Source organism: Enterobacter cloacae complex sp. P18RS (genome assembly GCF_014982105.1).
GTDB classification, from domain to species: Bacteria; Pseudomonadota; Gammaproteobacteria; order Enterobacterales; family Enterobacteriaceae; genus Enterobacter; species Enterobacter hormaechei_C.
On record NZ_JADCKV010000017.1, the window covers coordinates 191,444 to 211,769 of the forward strand.

At 55.9% G+C, this 20,326-nt stretch carries 17 protein-coding genes; 10 read left to right on the forward strand and 7 right to left on the reverse strand.

From position 1 onward, the window contains the following. Positions 1 to 30: 30 nt before the first annotated feature. Positions 31 to 3,063, forward strand: a complete 3,033-nt coding sequence (locus INF61_RS14450) for an autotransporter domain-containing protein (RefSeq protein WP_045343986.1) — start codon at positions 31 to 33, stop codon at positions 3,061 to 3,063. 61 nt (positions 3,064 to 3,124) lie between these two features. On the opposite strand, the gene INF61_RS23130 is transcribed toward INF61_RS14450, so the two are convergent. Beyond that, positions 3,125 to 3,652, reverse strand: a complete 528-nt coding sequence (locus tag INF61_RS23130) for a LuxR C-terminal-related transcriptional regulator (RefSeq protein WP_045324834.1) — start codon at positions 3,650 to 3,652, stop codon at positions 3,125 to 3,127. Positions 3,653 to 4,320: 668 nt separating this feature from the next. Here INF61_RS23130 and pgaA point away from each other — a divergent pair. From pgaA to pgaD, 4 genes are read left to right on the forward strand one after another with little or no spacing between them, the layout of a single operon-like run. Then, positions 4,321 to 6,759 (forward strand): poly-beta-1,6 N-acetyl-D-glucosamine export porin PgaA, encoded by a 2,439-nt coding sequence (pgaA, locus tag INF61_RS14460; RefSeq protein WP_193547870.1) that lies wholly within the window; start codon positions 4,321 to 4,323, stop codon positions 6,757 to 6,759. An 8-nt stretch (positions 6,760 to 6,767) separates the two neighbouring features. Continuing rightward, on the forward strand, positions 6,768 to 8,705 hold the full coding sequence (gene pgaB, locus INF61_RS14465; RefSeq protein ID WP_058700566.1) for a poly-beta-1,6-N-acetyl-D-glucosamine N-deacetylase PgaB: 1,938 nt from the start codon (positions 6,768 to 6,770) through the stop codon (positions 8,703 to 8,705). Then, positions 8,698 to 10,029, forward strand: a complete 1,332-nt coding sequence (gene pgaC / locus INF61_RS14470) for a poly-beta-1,6-N-acetyl-D-glucosamine synthase (protein WP_015571860.1) — start codon at positions 8,698 to 8,700, stop codon at positions 10,027 to 10,029. Before pgaB ends, pgaC begins: the two co-directional genes overlap by 8 nt. Further along, positions 10,026 to 10,460 (forward strand): poly-beta-1,6-N-acetyl-D-glucosamine biosynthesis protein PgaD, encoded by a 435-nt coding sequence (gene pgaD / locus INF61_RS14475; protein WP_015571861.1) that lies wholly within the window; start codon positions 10,026 to 10,028, stop codon positions 10,458 to 10,460. The genes pgaC and pgaD overlap by 4 nt, the downstream gene beginning before the upstream one ends. Before the next feature lie 52 nt (positions 10,461 to 10,512). Here the strand turns inward: pgaD and gss are convergent, their stop codons facing one another. Then, complete coding sequence (gene gss / locus INF61_RS14480; RefSeq protein ID WP_193547871.1) at positions 10,513 to 12,375, reverse strand: bifunctional glutathionylspermidine amidase/synthase; 1,863 nt, start codon at positions 12,373 to 12,375, stop codon at positions 10,513 to 10,515. A gap of 183 nt (positions 12,376 to 12,558) precedes the next feature. Between gss and yghU the strand changes: the two genes are divergently transcribed. Both yghU and fucR read left to right on the forward strand, forming a co-directional pair. Next, positions 12,559 to 13,425: a glutathione-dependent disulfide-bond oxidoreductase gene (gene yghU / locus INF61_RS14485; RefSeq protein WP_003862465.1), complete on the forward strand. Its 867-nt coding sequence runs from the start codon at positions 12,559 to 12,561 to the stop codon at positions 13,423 to 13,425. Positions 13,426 to 13,501: 76 nt separating this feature from the next. Further along, positions 13,502 to 14,263 (forward strand): L-fucose operon activator, encoded by a 762-nt coding sequence (gene fucR, locus INF61_RS14490; RefSeq protein WP_015571863.1) that lies wholly within the window; start codon positions 13,502 to 13,504, stop codon positions 14,261 to 14,263. Here fucR and INF61_RS14495 read toward each other — a convergent pair. Continuing rightward, positions 14,253 to 15,800 carry a methyl-accepting chemotaxis protein gene (locus INF61_RS14495; protein ID WP_069596013.1) on the reverse strand — a complete coding sequence of 516 codons (1,548 nt, stop codon included), beginning with the start codon at positions 15,798 to 15,800 and terminating at the stop codon, positions 14,253 to 14,255. The two genes, fucR and INF61_RS14495, sit on opposite strands and share 11 nt — an antisense overlap. Positions 15,801 to 15,951: 151 nt before the next feature. On the opposite strand from INF61_RS14495, the gene INF61_RS14500 reads away from it, so the two are divergent. Continuing rightward, positions 15,952 to 16,992 carry an aldo/keto reductase gene (locus INF61_RS14500; protein WP_193547872.1) on the forward strand — a complete coding sequence of 347 codons (1,041 nt, stop codon included), beginning with the start codon at positions 15,952 to 15,954 and terminating at the stop codon, positions 16,990 to 16,992. Positions 16,993 to 17,096: 104 nt separating this feature from the next. Here the strand turns inward: INF61_RS14500 and INF61_RS14505 are convergent, their stop codons facing one another. Beyond that, a complete protein-coding gene (locus INF61_RS14505; protein ID WP_006811956.1) occupies positions 17,097 to 17,585 on the reverse strand; it encodes a TIGR00645 family protein in 489 nt (162 codons plus the stop codon). A 43-nt stretch (positions 17,586 to 17,628) separates the two neighbouring features. Next, complete coding sequence (locus INF61_RS14510; RefSeq protein ID WP_023295431.1) at positions 17,629 to 18,132, reverse strand: ESA_00282 family adhesion-associated protein; 504 nt, start codon at positions 18,130 to 18,132, stop codon at positions 17,629 to 17,631. A 103-nt stretch (positions 18,133 to 18,235) separates the two neighbouring features. On the opposite strand from INF61_RS14510, the gene INF61_RS14515 reads away from it, so the two are divergent. Together INF61_RS14515 and INF61_RS14520 are read left to right on the forward strand one after the other, a co-directional pair. Further along, positions 18,236 to 18,640 (forward strand): hypothetical protein, encoded by a 405-nt coding sequence (locus INF61_RS14515; RefSeq protein ID WP_032655029.1) that lies wholly within the window; start codon positions 18,236 to 18,238, stop codon positions 18,638 to 18,640. A gap of 1 nt (position 18,641) precedes the next feature. Beyond that, entirely contained in the window at positions 18,642 to 19,067 is a 426-nt protein-coding gene (locus INF61_RS14520; protein ID WP_017382748.1) for a hypothetical protein, read from the forward strand. 80 nt (positions 19,068 to 19,147) lie between these two features. Here INF61_RS14520 and exbD read toward each other — a convergent pair whose 3' ends face one another. Both exbD and exbB read right to left on the reverse strand, forming a co-directional pair. Continuing rightward, positions 19,148 to 19,573, reverse strand: a complete 426-nt coding sequence (gene exbD, locus INF61_RS14525; RefSeq protein WP_001251472.1) for a TonB system transport protein ExbD — start codon at positions 19,571 to 19,573, stop codon at positions 19,148 to 19,150. Between the two features lie 4 nt (positions 19,574 to 19,577). Further along, a complete protein-coding gene (exbB, locus tag INF61_RS14530) occupies positions 19,578 to 20,309 on the reverse strand; it encodes a tol-pal system-associated acyl-CoA thioesterase (RefSeq protein ID WP_003862482.1) in 732 nt (243 codons plus the stop codon). Between the last annotated feature and the right edge of the window lie 17 nt (positions 20,310 to 20,326).

Genomic DNA, 20,326 nt, shown 5'->3' on the forward strand with positions numbered 1-20,326 from the left:
ACATCATGCTAATGAGTACGGAGATAGCCCGTGAATAACTCTACATCACATTCTTTAGCGGTTAAGACACCGCTTTCCAGACTTTACCTCGCTCTATTTTCCGCGCCGCTGTTACTTTTTTTACCTGCCGATGTCGCGCGTGCAGCCGATGCCTTTTTTGATGGCGAGTCGCGTATTACCGAAACGCTGGGTTACACCGGAGATGTTTATGTTGGACGTAACCAACGCGGAAACCTGCTGATCGATAATGGCAAAATCACCGCCTATAACATCAATATCGGTCGGCTGTTCGACGGCAAAATTTATGAAAGCGTGGTCACGGTCCGTGGGCCAGACGCTGAGCTTAACGCGGTGAACGATCGGTACGTCCTTCGCGGCGACCTGAATCTTGGCCTCGGCACCCTGCGAGTCGAAGAGGGCGCGCTGGCGAGCGCAAAGGAGATCGTTGTCGGCACCACCCGCGGCTACGACAGCCACCTAATCGCCACGGGTGCCGGCTCTCGTGTGACCAGTAATTTTCTCAGTGTAGGCACCGATCTGGGCGCACGCTCCACGCTTGCGATTGAAGACGGCGCGTCGCTCAGCACCGCTTACGATGCGCGCATCGGCAACGGTACCGGGCCGGGTGAAACCGACACGCTGAGCCCGAAAGCCACCGTCACGGGGAGCGGGTCACAGTGGAACGTTGGCCGTACGTTGACGCTATATGGCGACCTGGATGTGCTGAACGGCGGAACGGTTAACGTTGGCGGCGTGCAGGTGGCGGGCGTCTCCGGCGCAGGGAAAACTGCCGAACTGGTTATTGCAGGCAAGGACTCGCGCTTTACCAGCGGCAGCAGCGTGAGCGTGGGCGATTACGGCAATGGCGTGCTGTCTGTGATTGACGGCGGTTCATTTTCCGCTGGCAGCAATGCGCTGATCGTGGGGACATCGGGTTCCGGCTCGAACCGGGGTGCGCTCATCATCGGCAGCCGCGGCAATATGGACACCGGCACGGGTTTAACTGAGCCAACGCTTGGCACGGCGGGCGGCGCAGGTACCCTCGATGCGAAGACGGCAATCAGCCTTCGTGGCGGACTGTTCGGCAGCTATGTCTACTTCAACCATACCGACGGAAATTACCTCTTCAGCAACACGATGAGCGGTGAAGGTGATGTGATCAACACCTCCGGGCAGACGACGCTGAACGGCGATCTTTCGGCACTCAAGGCGAACGTAACCGCGCGGGGCGGTAAAGTCATCCTTGCCAGCAATATTAATACCCAGCCAGAAGACGATATCTTTGACGTCCAGACCCTTAGCGCGGAGAACGGCGGCACGTTGATCCTCAATGCGACGGCGGGTTCAGACGTCAGCAACGGGGTGGGTTACAGCAGCGCCGCGTCAATCAAGTCCGGCGGAACGCTGGGCGGCAACGGGACGCTGGGCCAGACCGAGATCCTGTCCGGCGGACATATCTCGCCCGGCGACGGCAATATCGGTACGTTGACGCTGAAACGCTATCTGAACTTTATCGGCGAATCCTTCTATGACGTCGATATCGCAGGAGATGGCCGCAGCGACCAGCTACTGGTATCGGGCAAAACCACCATCAGCAATCAGGCTAAGGTACAGGTCACCGCGCTGGATCCGCAAACCAGCTATAAAACGGGCCAAAGCTACCGCATTTTGACCTCCGACGGGGGAATCGACGGTGAGTTCGCCGGAGCGATCTCCAAATCCGCATTCCTCGACGTGGCGCTTAAGCAAAGCACCAATGCCGTCGATCTGACCATCGCGCAGAAAGAGACCGGTGGCGAGAATCCTGGAGGAGAAAACCCCGGAGGCGAAAACCCTGGCGGTGAGAATCCTGGCGGTGAAAACCCCGGAGGCGAAAATCCTGGTGGTGAAAACCCGGGCGGTGAGAATCCTGGCGGTGAAAACCCGGGCAGCGGCAAGCCGGGCATTTTCCAGACCGTGGCCCAAAGCAGCAACCAGTGGAATACCGCTGGCGCGCTCTCCACGCTGACGCAAAGCGGCCCGTCGCTGGCGCTGTATAACTCGCTGCTTCTGCTAAGCGCACCGGAAGCGCGCGAGGCGTTCAACCAGCTTTCTGGTGAAGTTTATCCGTCAATGCAGTCCAACCTGATCGCTGGCAGCACGCAGGTGTTTAACGTGTTAAACCAGCGGATGCAGCGCGCGTTTGATAACGACAGCCTGCCGATACCACCGTTAGCCATGTCGCTGGTGCAGCAGCCGGAGCCGCAAAACAATGGCGTCTGGGGCCAGACCTTCAGCTCCTGGAGCCGAAACAGCGGCGACGGTAACGTGGGCAAGCTGGACGGCAACACCACCGGCTTCCTGCTGGGGGCAGATCGCAAACTGGCGGACCATAACGTGCGTGTCGGCGGCTACTTCGGCTACAGCCGGGGTGATTATGACGTCGACAGCCGTCGCTCCTCAACGGATACCGACAACTATCACCTTGGTCTGTATGCGGCGGGTCAACAGGATGCGTTCTCCCTTCGCGGCGCGCTGGGTTACACCTGGCACAAGATCGAAGGCGAGCGCAATGTTGATTTCAGCGGCTTCTCGGATCGGCTGAAGTCAGATTACGACGCGAACTCCCTGCTGGCGTTCACCGAAGCGGGCTACCGTTTCGGCCAGCCAGACAGGAATATTGAGCCGTTCGTCAATTTATCGTACATCCGGCTGCATACCGACAGCTTCAGGGAAGACGGCGGTGCCGCTGCGCTGAGCGTCCGTAACGAAACGATGAACACCTTCTATACGACACTCGGGTTGCGCGGTGTGACCGAGTTGCCGAAGCACGTTAACCTCTACGGTTCGTTGGGCTGGCAGCACGCCTATGGCGATAAGAATACCTCTTCGCGCATGGCGTTTGCGGGCAGCGACGCGTTCATTACTCAGGGACAGGCCGTGGATGAGGATGTGATGGTCGGTGATATCGGCGTGAGCGTACAGCTGTCGCGTGCTGCGACGCTGGATGTGGGTTACCAGGGACAATATGGTGCGGATACCCGCGTCAACTCTGTTAACGCCAATCTGCGCTGGTCGTTCTGAATTATTTCCATTAAAAGAACCCGCCCTCGTGGCGGGTTTCTGCTTTTGGCTTCTGACGAAGCTAGGGATCGTTCCCAACCACGTCCAGCAGTTTGTTTTTAAAGATAAACAAACACGCCTCGTTGAAGTTACCTGCTCCTAACCGCTCCGACAGCACCGTTCGCTTGCGATAGAGGCTTTTAACCGACATATTCAGCTTATCTGCAATCTCTTCCATTGACCTCCCTGCCTTCAGCAACCTGATCATTATCGCTTCGTGTCGACTCAGCCGTAAGTTAAGCAGCCATTTGGTTGTCAGACGCCTGCCTTTCATATCAAGCACCAGATTGAATAACGACGCCATATCCGGAGCCGTAAGCGACGTGTTCATAAACAGCTTCATACTGAGAAGATCCTCCTCTCGAGGACGCATATCCAGCATAACGCAGCAGATCGTTTTTCTCGTTCTGGCCGGATGGCGTATCAGGTAATCATATAAACGGAGCGGCGTACGGCTATCAATCAGTACAGTATATTCATTTGCGTCGGTATCAAATATGTTTCTGTCTATCGAACTGAGGCAAATTATATCCGGGAAAAATAGCCGCATCCCCCTGACAAGGAAACAATCCTGAGTCACTAACACTATTGTAGTCGCCACTAACCATCCCTTTTAGATTAAAGCAAGCCCGCCTCTTAAGAAACAAGAACGCTTTCGTTTATAGCGTTTTACATTAACGGCAAATGTTTTCTGGCTTTGATCATCCCTCAATATGACATTGGTGAGCTAGACTTTTTGTAGACTATCACTCAATGCCTGGCGTTAATTATAAATAAAAAAGAATTTCAGAAAAGTCACTTCTCTGAACATTAAGAATTTTTGTCATGAAACTTCCCAAACATGCACCAGAAAGTACTTTAATTAACTCAGCAGAACTTCATTTCTAATATAAAAAAACAGGAAGCAGCAAAAGAAAAAACATTTAACATCAATCAGTTAAAAAGAACAATCCTGCACTGAATTATCTAAAAAACTTACTTCTTCCAGAATTATCTCAAAACCTCCCAGCCGCTTTTCAACTTATTTATCCCCCAACATATCGGGTGTACATTAAGCCCAATCAGACCACTGAGATGAGGGCTCATAATTACCTTTAAGTAAGTACCCCATAACGTAGCATCATTCAGATTTAATGTTCTCCTTTATGCCCTTTAACACAGAGTTAAAAGGCGGCCGTGTTATGCAATGGATTCACGATAAACAAATGGCAAATAGATATGGAAAGATCGCTTAGCTTCACTACGTTATTCTTTTATCGCACCACAATATTATTGCTCCTGCTTTTACTCTTTCCTGTTCTGGTTCAGGCTGATGAATCCGTTTATGAGCATCAGATACAACAGGCACGTAACGGTAATTACGCTCTGTTTCTTGATTACCTACAGCGCTATGAGCAACAGCATGCTTTAACACCCGGACAGGTTGCGGACTGGTTACAGGTAGCCTCCTGGGCAGGACGCGATGATGAGGTTATCCGGGTCTGGCAGCGTTATGGTATTTATATGCCGCTGCCCGCTCGCGCCATCGCTGCCGTCGCCCGGTCCAGAAGAAACCAAAAAGCCTGGCCATCCGCCTTATCGCTGTGGAAAGAGGCGCTCAGCCTTGCGCCGGATAACGACGATTACCGCATCGGCTATGTTAAGACCCTGGCCGATGCCCGCAGAGATCGCCTCGCGCTTTCGGAAGCCCGGCAGCTGGTTAAGGACGATCCTTCTCCCGCGCACCTTGAGACGCTCTCCTATGTCTGGATGCGCCAGGGAAAAAACGGGGACCGGCTGCTGGCGGACATGCGCGCACTGAACGCCGCTCCCGGGAATAATGCCCTTCTTCGCGAGACGATCGATGCGTTAACGGAAAACCGGGTAAGCACGCCTGCACTCTGGCTGTCGCAAAGCGCGGCGATGTCTCCCGCGGAGCGCCGCCGCCTTGAGCGTAACGCCGCGGCTGAAAGGGTACGCCTGGCGGATGTGCCTGGCAGAACGGAGAAAGAGCGCCTGCGGCTGGCACAAAACGCGTTAGATCGCTATCACGCCCTGCTTTCCCGCTGGCAAAACGAACCGCAGGCGGCTGAAGACGTCGTCCTTGCACGTATCGATCGGCTTGGCGCCCTGTATGCGCAGGGTAATTACCGGCAGGTCATTAGCGAATATGAGGCGCTGACGGCCGCACAGCATCCGGTACCGGACTGGGCCATCGGCTGGGTGATCTCGGCATATTTGCAGGAGAAAAACACCGTCGCCGCCTTCTCGCTTGTGCAACGCTATCCACACTACGCCTCCGATCCGCAGGATGAGGAGCATGCGCTTTTCTACGCCTGGCTGGATACGGGGCAGTATCAGACCGCCCGCCACTACGTTGAGCGCGAGACCCGCAGCGTTCCCTGGACCCGCTACGATTTCGGATCCCCGACCGCTCAGCCGAACGATCGGTGGCTCACCGGACAGTCTCTCAAACTTAACTATTTGCTGGCGACCAACGCCCTGCCGGAGGCCGAAAAGCTGTCGTATCGTCTGGCATCAACGGCGCCGGGAAATCAGGGGTTACAGATTGATTATGCCGCCCTGCTTCAGGCCAGAGGCCTGCCGCGCGCGGCCGAGCAAAAGCTTAAACGAGCAGAGGCGCTTGAACCCGCGAATCTGGAGCTTGAAAAACAGCAGGCTTACGTCGCAATGGACCTTCAGGAGTGGCGCCAGATGGATTTACTGGCTGCTGACGTAATTGCTCGCGCCCCCGCCGATCGCAGCGCCCGTCGCCTGGACAGACTCAGAGCGGTCCACCATATGTCTGAGCTGCGTCTGAACGCGGGTAAAGGATTGCACTCAGATAACCCCGTCAGCGGTAGCCACGACATGAACTGGGACGCCACGCTCTATGGCCCGCCCGTGGCGGATAACTGGCGGCTGTTTGCCGGCGCCCGCTATGCTCAGGGGAATTTCGACGAAGGTAAAGGCATCAGCCGCCACCTGCTGGGCGGCGTTGAGTGGCGCCCCCGTGACCTCACGCTCGAAGCCGAGCTCTCCAGCAACCGCTATCACGGTACAAACAGGCCGGGCGCACGGCTCTCAACAACCTACAGCCTGAGTGATCACTGGCAGGTCAGCGGTAACCTCGAACGCTTGTCACGCGCCACACCCTTACGGGCATTACGCAATGGGATCAGCGCCAACCGGGGTGAAGGGGGGGGGCGCTGGTATCAAAACGAGCGACGTGAATACCAGTTCAACGCCGCCGTCAGCCGCTTCTCAGACCACAACCGCCGTCAGGAATACACCCTCTCTGGGAAAGAGCGTCTCTGGCAGACCCCGACCCTGACGCTGGATCTCGAACCGGGGATCGCCGCCAGTAAAAACAGCCTGCGGAATACGCTCTATTACAACCCGGCACGGGATCTGTCCGTGACGGCTGCCCTGTCCGTTGACCATGAGATGTACCGCCACTACGACACCCTCTGGAGCCAGCAGTTCGTGGCAGGCGGCGGCAGCTACTGGCAGAAAAATCAGTCACCTGGCGCCATTACCCTGATGGGTTACGGGCAACGCATCCAGTGGAACAACGTTGTCGATACTGGCGTGATGCTGAACTGGGATAAGCGCCCTTACGACGGCAAACGCGAGAGCAATCTCTCCGTCACGTTAGATGCGACTTTACGCTTTTAAGGATGAATATGCTGAACACACGTTTTTCTGTAAGCCTGATCGTCATCGGCTGGCTCTGCCTCAGTGCGAGCCTCTGCGCACAGCCGCTCTCCTTTATGGCCCCTGAAGAGAGGCCGCAGCTGGAGGCCAGCAAACCCTGGCCGGAGAATCAGTTTCTGGTCCTGGCCTACCACGACGTCGAAGATGATGCCGCCGATCAGCGCTACCTCTCCGTTCGCACCAGCGCGTTAAACGAGCAGATAAGCTGGCTTTTGCACAACGGCTATCACGCCATCAGCGTGCAGGACATTCTGGATGCGCATGAAGGGAAAAAAGCGCTGCCGCCGAAAGCCTTTTTGCTCAGCTTTGATGACGGCTACAGCAGCTTTTACACCCGGGTCTGGCCCCTGCTTCAGGCCTGGAACGTTCCTGCGCTGTGGGCGCCGGTGGGCAGCTGGGTGGATACGCCGGAAAATCAAAAAGTTAACTTCGGCGGCCTGATGACGCCTCGCGATCGCTTTGCCACCTGGGATATGGTTCGCGAGCTCAGCCAGTCCCCGCTGGTTGAGATTGGCTCGCATACCTGGGCCTCGCATTACGGTATTCCGGCCAACCCGCAGGGAAGCCGTGAACCCGCCATCGCCAGCCGTTTTTATGATAACGCGACGGGGCATTACGAAACCGATGAACACTTCAACCAGCGGATCGCCGCAGACGTACGCAAAGTCACCGATAAAATCACCCAGGTGACGGGAAAAGCGCCGCGTGCCTGGGTGTGGCCCTATGGGGCTGCCAACGGTACGTCGCTCGCTATCGCCCAGAAACAGGGCTATCAGTTGGCCTTTACCCTGGAGGACGGGCTGGGAAACGTGCGCGACCTCGGCAATATCCCGCGCCTGCTGATCGCCGGAAATCCGTCGATAAAAACCTTTGCCAACACAATTAGCCGCGTTCAGGAGTTTGACCCGGTGCGCGTCATGCATGTCGATCTCGATTACGTCTACGATCCCGATCCGGCCCAGCAGACGAAAAACATCAACAAACTCGTCCAGCGGGTCTACGACATGAAAATCAGCCATGTGTTTCTCCAGGCGTTTTCGGATCCGCGGGGCGACGGCAGGATCGATGCGCTCTATTTCCCCAACCGTCGGCTCCCGGTCCGGGCCGATCTCTTTAATTTTGTCGCCTGGCAGCTACAAACCCGCGCGGGAGTGAAAGTCTTCGCGTGGATGCCGGTTCTCTCTTTCGATCTCAGTCCAGCCTTGCCGCGCGTGCAGCGCCGGGATCGTCAAACGGGAGAGTTGACCGTGGCCGCCGAGCCCTATATCAGGCTCTCCCCCTGGAGTCCGCAGGTTCGCCAGCAGGTGACGGAGATCTATGAAGATCTGGCCCGCTATGCCAGCTTCAATGGCATCTTATTTCATGACGACGCGGTGCTGACGGACGTTGACGATGCCGGACAGGACACGACCCGACAGAAGAGTCAGCGACTTATCGGCTTTACCCGCACCCTGAGCCAGGCGGTGAAAAACATCCGTGGCCCGCAGATCAAAACCGCGCGGAACATGTTCGCGTTGCCCATTCTCGAGCCGGAAAGCGAGGCATGGTTTGCGCAAAATCTCGATGATTTTCTGGCGGCCTACGACTGGACGGTGCCGATGGCAATGCCGCTGATGGAGTCCGTCCCGGCAGAAGAGAGCAATGCCTGGCTGACGCGTTTAGTCAAAGCCGTCGCCGCACGCCCCGGCGCGCTGAATAAAACGATTTTTGAGCTACAGGCCAGGGACTGGGCACAGAAACCGCAGCGTGCCGTAGCCGATGAACGTCTGATGGAGTGGATGCGGGTGCTCCAGCTGAACGGCATCAAAAATTACGGTTATTACCCCGACGACTTCCTCAACAACCAACCTGATATTTCACGTATCAGACCTGAATTTTCTTCGTACTGGTATCCTGACAATGACTGATCGCATTATCGCCTTCTCTATTTTGTGTCTGGTATTCGGGTTGCCGTTAGGCGTAGCCGCGCTGTTTACCGGCGAACTGATTCTGGACTTTGTCTTTTTCTGGCCGCTTTTTATGTCCGTGCTCTGGGTAACCGGCGGCCTCTATTTCTGGTTTCAGCTTGAACGGCACTGGTCGTGGGATAACGCAACACCCGCCCCCGCCTTAGCCGGTGAGCCGTTAATCTCGATTCTTATTCCCTGCTTCAATGAGGAACGCAACGCACGGGAGACCATTAGCGCCGCGCTGGGTCAGCGGTACTGGAATGTGGAAGTTATCGCCATCAATGACGGTTCTTCTGATAACACGGCGGAGGTACTGCAACAGCTGGCGCGAGAGCAACCGCGCCTGCGGGTGATTAATCTCGCGGAGAACCAGGGGAAAGCCGTGGCGCTCAAGGCTGGCGCTGCGGCGGCCCGGGGCGATTTGCTGGTCTGCATTGACGGCGACGCCCTGCTCGACCGCGACACCGCGGCGTATCTGGTGGCACCGCTGATTCAGTATCCCCACGTTGGGGCCGTCACCGGGAATCCGCGTATTCGCACGCGCTCAACGCTGATTGGCCGCATTCAGGTGGGCGAGTTTTCTTCCATTATTGGCCTTATCAAGCGAACGCAGCGGATCTATGGCCGGGTCTTTACCGTCTCCGGCGTCATCGCCGCCTTTCGCCGACAGGCGCTGGCGGATGTCGGGTACTGGAGCCCGGACATGATCACAGAGGATATCGACATAAGCTGGAAGCTTCAGCTTCGCCACTGGGATATCTTTTTCGAGCCGCGGGCACTGTGCTGGATCCTGATGCCGGAGACGCTAAAGGGGCTGTGGAAACAGCGTCTGCGCTGGGCGCAGGGGGGGGCAGAGGTGTTTCTGGTTAACCTGCGCAAGATGGCCCGCTGGGAGCATCATCGCATGTGGCCCCTGTTTCTTGAGTACGCGCTATCAACGCTGTGGGCGTTTGCCTATGGGGCAACCGTGGTGTTGTTCATTCTCAGCCATATTATCCCTCTTCCCGCGAACCTGGCCGTTGCGAGCCTGTTTCCCCCGGCGTTTACCGGGCTGCTGCTGGGTGTGATGTGCCTGCTGCAATTCCTCGTCAGTTTGTATATCGAGCGGCGCTACGAGCGGAAAGTGGCAGGCTCGCTGTTCTGGGTAATCTGGTTCCCGATGGTGTACTGGATGATTGGCCTGTTTACCACCCTTGTGGCATTTCCGAAAGTCATGCTTAAACGTAAACGCGCCCGCGCGCGCTGGATCAGTCCGGACCGGGGTAAAGGGAGCATTCAATGAACGAGAATACGTTAATTTTGACTGAACATCGGCTGGCACCGCGTCTTTTCGATGCCGCATTAACGCTGATAGCCTGGGGAGGATTCCTGTTTTTCCTGTACGCCAGGCTGTGGATGCAGTTAACCGAGGAGGGCGATCACCGCTGGAGCGTGATTATCGCCTCTTTTAATACGGTGCTGGTCTATCTGCTGATTGCGGCGTTCAACGGCTGGCTGCTGATCCTGTGGTATCAGTACAATCGCCGCCGCGCGCATGTGAGGCGGCGTCATCCGGAAATGTTGCGCCATGACGAGCTTGCCCAAAGTTTTAACGTCACGCCGCAAATTATGTCCGAGATGAGCCAGTACAACCTGCTGACGGTTTACCATGACCAGATTGGCCGGATCATTGATTTGAAGATCAGCGAGCAGCAGGAAGAGGAAGAGCAGTAATGAAACGCCCCCGCAACATGCCCTGCGGGGGCGTTTTTATAACAGGGAGACGTTATTTATCTTTCACCACAATCAGCGGTTCAATATCGCTCTCTTTCTTCACCACCAGCGAGTCATCCCCGCGCAGACAGGTTCCGCCATAGTTCCCGCCCACGGTAAAGGTGCAGACCTGAATGTATCTGCCGTCAACTTTCGGCAGGCACCATAGCTGCTGGTAGATGTTTTTACGGTCGACAAACTTGCCGCTGGACTGGTCCAGCAGTTCGTCCTGGGCGCCGATCAGATCGATATTGCTCCCGCAGCGTCCGGCGATCGGTTTAACGGCATAACCGGTCCGTTTGAGCAGATCGTTGACCTCAAAATCGGTATCCAGCAGGTAACGGTGGTTCGGGAACAGTTGCCACAGCACCGGCAGGATCGCCTTGTTACCAGGGATCACCGTCCACAGCGGTTCAAAGACCAGCACTTCCGGGCGCAGCAGGACGTCAATCAGGCGCACTTCACCTTGCGGGTGACCGGTGCGGATAGGCACGGCGGCGTACTCGGTTTCGCTCACCTCGCGGATCTGCTCAATCGCCGTTTCCCACGCCCAGGTTTTCCATACGCAGTTGACGTGACGGCCTTCATCATCAATCAGTTGCCCGGCGGTATCCCAGCTCAGCGCCCCCAGTCCATGCAGGATTTTGGTTTCAAACCCGGCCTGGATCAGCGAGCGCTGAATAAAGAGCGCGTGGTAATCCTCTTCGATATCGTTGTCCTGCATGATATGGACGAACGGCCGCGCGTGGCTGTGCTTCCATGCGCCGGTCAGCTCCTCCAGCAAGCCTTCCGCCGGATTGTGGCCGGTGCCGCGATAGCCGTTTTTCACCCACTCTTCAAGAATGAGCCCGCCCTCGGTATGGCAGGAGGCGGAATCCGCGTTGTACTCGTAAACCTTGATGCCGCGCTCATCCATGCAGAAATCCATACGACCGGTGATCATATGATGACGACGCCACTGCCATGAAAGACGCAGACGCGGCCAGAGAATTTTCGGGATGTCGAAAAGCGCGAGTAAGCTGTCGTCTTTCAGCACCTTGTCGGTGGCATGAAGGTACATCAGGTGCAGTTCGTTGGTGGCTTTGATCAGCTCCTGCTCGGCGCTTTCGGTAATGGTGAAGTACTGGCAGGGATCGTTGTTGATAACGTGGCCATTGGCGCGAACGTACGCCTGTTGCAGGGCGTCGTTTTCATTGAGCCATTTTCCGTCGAACTGACGGTTGTTCTTCAATCGCGCGCCGCTGATTTTCAGCAGTTCACCGTTGATCTCCGGCTGAGGAATACTGTGTTCCGTCTCCTCCGTCTGGATCATCCAGCCGAGGATCTCGGTATCGTTGAACGTGTCATGAAGCGTATAGCAACCGTCCTCCACGCTCAGACGCAGCTCGCGCGTCCACTGCTGCCCCATCGGCAGCGGGGAGTGAATAACGTTCTGCTCGGCAATGCGCACTCTGTCATCCAGCAGCTGGGTAATGACGGCGACGTGGCCGGTTTCATGAAACTCACCGCCCTTTTGCCAGATGAGCAGCGCACCGGCCTGCGGCGCGCGTTTTGAGCCATTAGCAAAGGCCTGTAGCGGCAAAATATTGTCGTTTACCACCTGGCGCAAAAAACGCAGGGAGAAGATCTCCCACGCCATCCCGACGTCGGTAAAAACAAACCCGTGATTGAGAAACAGGAAACGGCGCGCAAACTCAACGCACTGCCATTTATGGCCCATGTATTCGTTGCCGATATAGCTGCGGAATTCCGCGTCTTCCGGGTAGTGACGCGGATCGAGACTGCCGTAATTTGAAGAGTAAATCGCCACGCCACCCGGCGCATAACCTAATAACGTCCCGAAGGGTGCGTCACTGCTTAACGTTCCTTTACGCATGTGTCCAACCTAAAACAGGCAGGCGGCAATTTTTTTGTTGGGTTGTCGTCGTCTGCACGTTGTAATTAACTGACAGAGGTGGCGTTATCATACACCCGCCCTGCCCATTACGCTCGCATCGTTAAACGGTTCCTGCATCTCCTGCTACACTGCCTCAACACAACACCAAAAAGGCAGGCCAACATGTCAGATAACACCTATCAGCCACCGAAAGTGTGGGAATGGAAACAGAATAACGGCGGCGCGTTCGCCAATATCAACCGTCCCGTCTCGGGCGCGACGCACGAGAAAGAGCTACCTGTGGGCGCGCACCCGCTCCAGCTGTACTCTCTCGGTACGCCGAATGGACAGAAAGTTACCATCATGCTGGAAGAGCTGCTGGCGCTGGGCGTGACGGGCGCGGAATACGACGCATGGTTAATCCGCATTGGTGAGGGCGATCAGTTCTCCAGCGGTTTTGTCGACGTGAACCCGAACTCGAAGATCCCGGCCCTGCGTGACCACTCGACCACCCCGCCGACGCGCGTCTTTGAATCCGGCAATATCCTGCTCTACCTGGCCGAGAAATTTGGTCACTTCCTGCCAAAAGATCCGGCAGGACGAACGGAAACCCTGAACTGGCTGTTCTGGTTACAGGGCGCGGCCCCGTTCCTCGGCGGCGGTTTTGGCCACTTCTATAACTACGCACCGGTGAAGATTGAGTACGCTATCGATCGCTTCACCATGGAAGCTAAACGCCTGTTCGACGTGCTGGACAAACAGCTGGCGCGCGGTCGTTACGTAGCGGGTGAGGAATATACCATTGCGGATATGGCAGTCTGGCCATGGTTTGGCTGCGTGGCGCTGGGCAGCGTGTATAACGCCGCCGAGTTCCTGGATGCCGGGAAGTACACCAACGTGCAGCGCTGGGCAAAAGATGTGGCGAATCGTCCGGCCGTTAAACGCGGGCGCATTGTTAACCGTACCAACGGCGAGCTGAACGAGCAGTTACATGAGCGTCATTCAGCAAGCGACTTCGATACCCAGACGGAAGATAAACGTCAGGGTTGATCCATGACCGGGCGGTTCGCCGCCCTTCTTCCGCGATGAGAAAAATGCGTCAGCACGCGTGCGCAAGGAGCCTCGTATGTCAGACCAGACGCTAAAAGCGACCCGACAGCAGAGTCTTATCACCTTGCTGAGTAAAAGCGACTGGCTGACTACCGATGTGCTGGCTGAAAAGCTCTCCGTCAGCAAAGAGACCATCCGCCGGGATCTGAAGTCGTTGCAGCAGCAGGGGAAGCTGCTGCGCCAGCACGGGCGCGCGCGTCTGATTCATCCGGACAGCCGCGACAGCGGTGAACCCTTTGGCGCACGCCTGAAAAGCCATTATGCCGACAAAGCCGATATTGCCCGCCACGCGCTGGGCTGGATCAGCGAAGGGATGACCATCGCCCTCGACGCCAGCTCAACCTGCTTTCATCTGGCGCGCCAGTTGCCGGACATCGACCTCACCGTATTTACCAACAGTCTGCCTATCTGCCACGAGATGGCAAAGCGCGAGCGGATCACGCTTATCTGCTCCGGCGGAACGCTTGAGCGTAAGTATCGCTGCTATGTTAACCCGGCGCTGGTGACGCAGCTAAAAGGGCTGGAGATCGATCTGTTCATCTTCTCGTGTGAAGGGGTCGATGAGCATGGCGTCCTTTGGGATCCGTCCGAGCACAACGCGGGCTTTAAGGCGCTGCTGTTAAACCGCGCCAGCCAGTCGCTGCTGCTGATCGACAAAAGTAAATTTATGCGGGCAAGTGAAGTGAAAATTGGTCAGCTGTCGCAGGTGACACAGATTATTCAGAGCGATAAACGTCAGGCCGCCAGAGACGGCCTGACACGAGAGGTTACGCGGTGAGACGGAATTTCTGCACTGAGCGCTGGAGTTCTTCGGTCTGCCGTTCAAGTGCGGCGGCGGCGGCGGAAACCTGCTCCACCAGCGAGGCGTTCTGCTGGGTCACGCCGTCCATCTGCGTGATGGCAACGCCGACCTGAGAAATACCTTTGCTCTGCTCCTCTGACGCGGTGGCGATCTGCTTCATAATGACGGTCACTTCCGTCACGTCGCGCAGGATCGCTTCCATCGTGGTGCCGGTATCGTTCACCAGCTGCGCCCCATGCTCCACGCGGGCAACGGAATCTGCAATCAGCCCTTCGATCTCTTTTGCCGCATTCGCGCTGCGGCTGGCCAGATTACGCACCTCACCCGCCACGACCGCAAAGCCCCGCCCCTGCTCCCCGGCCCGGGCCGCTTCCACCGCGGCGTTCAGCGCCAGAATGTTGGTCTGGAAGGCGATGCTGTTGATGACGGTAGTGATTTCAGCGATTTTTTTCGAGCTGTCCGAAATGCCGCTCATGGTTGTGACCACATCTTCCACCAGCGAGCCGCCGCGGCTGGCCGTACTGGAGGCGACATCCGCAAGCTGGCTGGCCTGGCGCGCGCTTTCGGCGTTCAGCTTCACCGTTGCGGTTAGCTGCTCCATGCTGGCCGCGGTCTCTTCCAGCGCGGCGGCCTGCTCTTCGGTACGCGAAGAGAGATCGTTATTCCCGCTGGAGATCTCCGTTGCCCCGCGCCAGATATTCTCGCTGCCGGAACGAATCGTGCTGACCGCTTCCCGCAGGCTGTCCTGCATGGCGCTCAGCAGCGGCACCAGTTGCCCCACGCAGTTGCGGCCAAAGGATTCAATCGGCTGGCTGAGATCGCCCTGCGCAATCTGGCGGAACTGCTGACGGATACGATCCAGCGGTTTTACCAGTATCGCCACCAGGTAGCGGTCGGTGAACAGTAGGATCAACAGACCCACGATCGTGGCGGTGATAATCACCGTCCGGGTCATGCTGGTGAGGCCGTCGACCACCACGCGCGTGCTGTCGAGCGCCTTCGCCGCGGTGTTGTTAAAGTTCTCAGCCGCTGCCCCGAATGCACGGCTTAGCGGCGGCGTGACGTTGTTGGCATGCTGACGATAGCCTTCGAGCGTCGCCTGCTTCGCCTGCGCCATCTGCGGCGTCACGCCCCGATCGAGCAGCGCCTGCCAGGTGGAAATCACCTGCGCAGACACCTTTTCATCCATCGGGCCCGGAGAGATAGCTTTCATCTCTGCCAGCTTTTTACTCATGTTATCCAGCGCCTGCTGAGCAGGAGCCAGGTCCGGCGTGCCGCCCGCCGCTTTAACTTCCATCGCCCGGCTCAGGCGGGTGACGAAACGGAAATACTGATCGTTGCCCTGGCTCAGCACCGTCATTTGCCGGACCAGCTGGCGGTCAACATCATTACCATCAGAAACACGAGACAGAGACCAGGTGCTGTAAAGCCCCACGCCTGCCCACATGACACAAAAGATCCCCAGTATCGTCAGCATGACGAAACGGATGGTGAAATTACGAAGCATCTTCATTGAGTATTCCTTGCCGTGAGGGTGAATTCGCCCAGAGGCGAGTACTACCCTCTTTATCGGCAGATACCGCAGAAAATATACTTTTTTGTTATCGAGTCGGCATAGAATGAAAACGTTGTTTCGAAAATTCACCGACAAGAAAGGAGACATCATGTCCTGGCACCCTTACACCGGCCGATACGAAAACATGCAGTACCGATACTGCGGCAAAAGCGGCCTGCGCTTACCGGCACTGTCGCTGGGCCAGTGGCACAGCTTCGGTCACGTTCAGCCGCTCGATTCCCAGCGCGCGCTGCTGCGTAAGGCCTTCGATCTCGGTATTACCCACTTTGACCTTGCCAACAACTACGGCCCCCCACCAGGCAGCGCTGAAGAGAATTTTGGCCGTCTGCTGCGGGAGGATTTTGCCGGGTATCGTGACGAGCTGATCATCTCCACCAAAGCGGGCTACGACATGTGGCCAGGGCCTTATGGTTCGGGCGGTTCACGTAAATACCTGCTCGCCAGCCTCGACCAGAGCCTGAAACGCATGGGTGTGGAGTATGTGGATATTTTCTATTCTCACCGCGTAGACGAAAACACGCCGATGGAAGAGACCGCCTCCGCGCTGGCGCACGCGGTGCAGAGCGGAAAAGCGCTGTACGTCGGCATTTCGTCCTACTCCACGGAACGCACGGCGGTAATGGCCGAATTGCTGCGCGAGTGGAAGATCCCGCTTTTGATCCACCAGCCGTCTTACAACCTGCTTAACCGCTGGGTCGACAAGACCGGCCTGCTGGACGCGCTGGAGAAAAACGGAACGGGCTGTATCGCCTTTACCCCGCTGGCACAGGGCCTGCTCACCGGAAAATACCTGAACGGTATTCCGGACGGTTCACGTATGCAACGCGAAGGGAAAAAAGTGCGCGGCCTGACGGAGAAAATGCTGACGGAAGCCAACCTGAGCAGCCTTCGTTTGCTGAACGAGATGGCGCACGCGCGCGGGCAGACGATGGCGCAGATGGCGCTAAGCTGGCTGTTGAAAGATGAGCGTGTAACGTCGGTGCTGATTGGCGCGAGCCGCCCGGAGCAGCTGGAAGAGAACGTTCAGGCGCTGAATAACCTGCGCTTTAGCGAAGATGAACTGACGCGGATTGACCAGCACGTTGCGGATGGTGAGCTGAATTTGTGGCAGGCGTCGTCGGATAAATAAATAGTGCGGCCTGCTGCCCTCACCCCGGCCCTCTCCCACAGGGAGAGGGAGATTGATATTCCCTCTCCCTGTGGGAGAGGGTTAGGGTGAGGGGCATGGTGAATTTATTTCTTACTGATCTTATCCAGATACCCCATCACAAACGCCGACAGCACAAACGTCAGGTGGATAATCACATACCACATCAGCTTATTATCCGGGACGTTTTTCGCGTCCATAAAGACGCGTAACAGGTGTATAGACGAAATCGCCACAATCGACGCCGCGACTTTATTCTTCAGCGATGAGGCATCCATTTTCCCCAGCCAGTTGAGCTTTTCTTTGTGCTCGGCGATATCAAGCTGAGAGACGAAATTCTCATAACCGGAGAACATCACCATCACCAGTAACCCCCCCACCAGCGTCATATCCACCAGCGACAGCAGAACCAGAATCAAATCGGCTTCTGCCACGGAGAAAATGTTTGGCAGGACATGAAATATCTCCTGGAAGAACTTGATCGTCAGGGCGACCAGCGCCAGGGAGAGACCAAAATAGACGGGTGCGAGCAGCCAGCGAGAGGCATACATTGCGTTTTCAAAGAAGCGTTCCATAAAATCCTGTCTGCAAACGAAACCAGCGCTCAGTATATCTCAACTATACCTCGTTGGGATCCACATCCGGACGCGCATACTCCGGCCAGACCAGCGCGACCAGTTCCGGGTAGGCTTCCAGGCTAAACTCGCGAAAACACTGGCGCAGATTTAATACGTCTAAATCGGAGTACGACACCTTCTCGCCATTCAGACAGCGCTTTTTGATATTGTCGTAATATTTATAAACCGCCGAATTAAGGTCGCTACAACGGCGCTGCGCGTCGAACAGGCCGGGCGTATCATTAATTTCAGCCATTTTCATTCGCTTAATTGTCGCATGGAGAAAATCGATATATTCGTGATTTACCCGCCAGTACCAGACCGGCGTCACGGCGTTCATCAATACGGAGAAATGATCTTCCCCCTCCTCTTTCGACATCAATTCAGGCTGCGGCGGTTCACTGACGTCTTTTGACGCTTTCGTTTTATTTAACTCTTGCATCAATAAAAGCACGCCAGCGGTCAGTAATAGTAACGTTATGACCGTAAAGAAAATGCTGTTCATGGGTAGGCTCCATTTTTTTTGATTTTAAAATTGCCTCATGTTATTGTCAACGAATCTCACCCTTTTTCCACCCCCACCTTTTTTGAAATTAAAGGAAATTAAAATGCTGCCCGACAATCTTGTCCCGGCAAAGTACCACATTACGCCTGTGGAACAGCCTTCGACGGAAGCAGATAAAGAGGCGAATTTCACTCAAGGAAAAAGAAAACTCTCCGACTATGAAGCCGACATATTAATTGGTGTTTCACGCACCGGCAAATCCCGTAATATGGTGCTGGAAGAGCACGATCGCCATTTAAAAGAGCGTTTATTTCGCGCCATCAAGATTGAAGCCTTAGTTCATCTGCTGAATGATTTACAGGCCGAAGGGGAAATAGACGCCCAGAGGCTCAGTCAAATAATGACCGAGAAAACGCAGCAAATAAATGAGGCCGGCAATGAAATTTGGCTTAATTTAATTACGCGTGAAAAAAACAATCCCATTTTTTATAACCTGGGGGAAGATTAACGTGAATGATGACAGCGGTAATAACGTTTATTTGACTTTAGATGATAAGAAAAGCGATGAATTTATCTTAAAGCAGAATCTCGACGCCCTGAAAAAGATAAAAAATGACGAGATGACGCGAATTACGCAGGATTTGGTTTCGATTCCGGCCACGCTGGTGCGCCTGAAATGGCAGAATCGTCGGGAGATTTACGCCTTGCAGGCCAAGGAGGAGATTTACGGCGCGGTGATGAACGCCATTATTGAACAGCGCCCTGAGCTTAAAGAGAAGATCCTCGGGCGACTGGAGGCGAACTATCAGTACCTGCTGGCACGCGAGACAGCCACCCTGCGCCTGACCCGTAAACTCTCGGAAGGTCATTACCGAACTTCAAACGTGACCTGTGTAGCGCTTGATGAAGAGGCGCCGACGGCGCCTTCAGTGTGAGTCAACAATGATTGTTGCGGAATGCAGGCCGGGTAAGGCGACGCCGCCACCCGGCAGGGAAGGCTGCAAAAGCCTTCGTTTTACTTCGCGGCCGCTTTCTCTTCGCCGACCAGACCAATCTTCAGGTATCCCGCCTGATGCAGCGTGTCCATTACCTTCATCATGGTTTCATAATCGACGGTTTTATCCGCGCGGAAGAAGACGGTGGTGTCTTTCTTGCCGCCGGTCAGCTGGTCCAGCGCCGGAATAACCGAGGCATCCGTCACCGGGTCGTTGCCCAGGAACATGGACTTATCGGCCTTCACGGACAGGTAGATAGGCTTTTCCGGACGCGGCTGCGGCTGGCTGGAGGACGCAGGCAGATTCACCTTCACGTCCACCGTCGCCAGCGGTGCGGCAACCATAAAGATAATCAGCAGAACCAGCATGACGTCGATAAACGGCGTCACGTTGATCTCATGCATTTCACCATTATCGTCCAGATTTTCATTAAGACGCATTGCCATACAATCAACCTACGCGCAGTTTGGACGCCGCATGTACCGGTTTAACGGCGCTGGCGTTCAGGTCCAGATCGCGGCTTTGCAGCAGCAGAACCTGCGCGGCAACGTCACCCAGTGTGGCTTTGTAACTGCCAATCATGCGCGCGAAGATGTTATAGATAACAACCGCCGGGATAGCGGCAACCAGACCGATAGCCGTGGCCAGCAGCGCTTCTGCGATACCCGGCGCGACGACCGCAAGGTTAGTGGTCTGCGTCTGGGCGATACCGATAAAGCTGTTCATGATGCCCCAGACGGTACCGAACAGGCCGACGAACGGGGAGATGGCGCCGATAGTCGCCAGGTAGCCGTTACCGCGGCCCATATGACGACCCACGGCCGCAACGCGACGCTCCAGACGGAAGCCGGTACGCTCTTTAATGCCTTCGTTATCTTCACTGCCTGCGGAGAGTTCCAGCTCGTTCTGCGCTTCGTTCACTAACAGGGTAGTCAGGCTTTTCGCATGGAAGGATGAGGTGATATCAGAAGCCTGATCCAGAGAGCGGGCTTCCGCCAGCTGCTTCTGCTCACGCTTGAGGCGGCGTTTTTGTGAAAGAAGTTCGGCGCTCTTGCTGAAGAAGATAGCCCAGGTGATCACGGACGCCAGAATCAGGCCGATCATCACAATCTTAACTACGATGTCAGCATGTTGATACATGCCCCAAACGGAGAGATCCGTCTGCATCAAATTATTACCCACTCTGTATCTCCAGGACG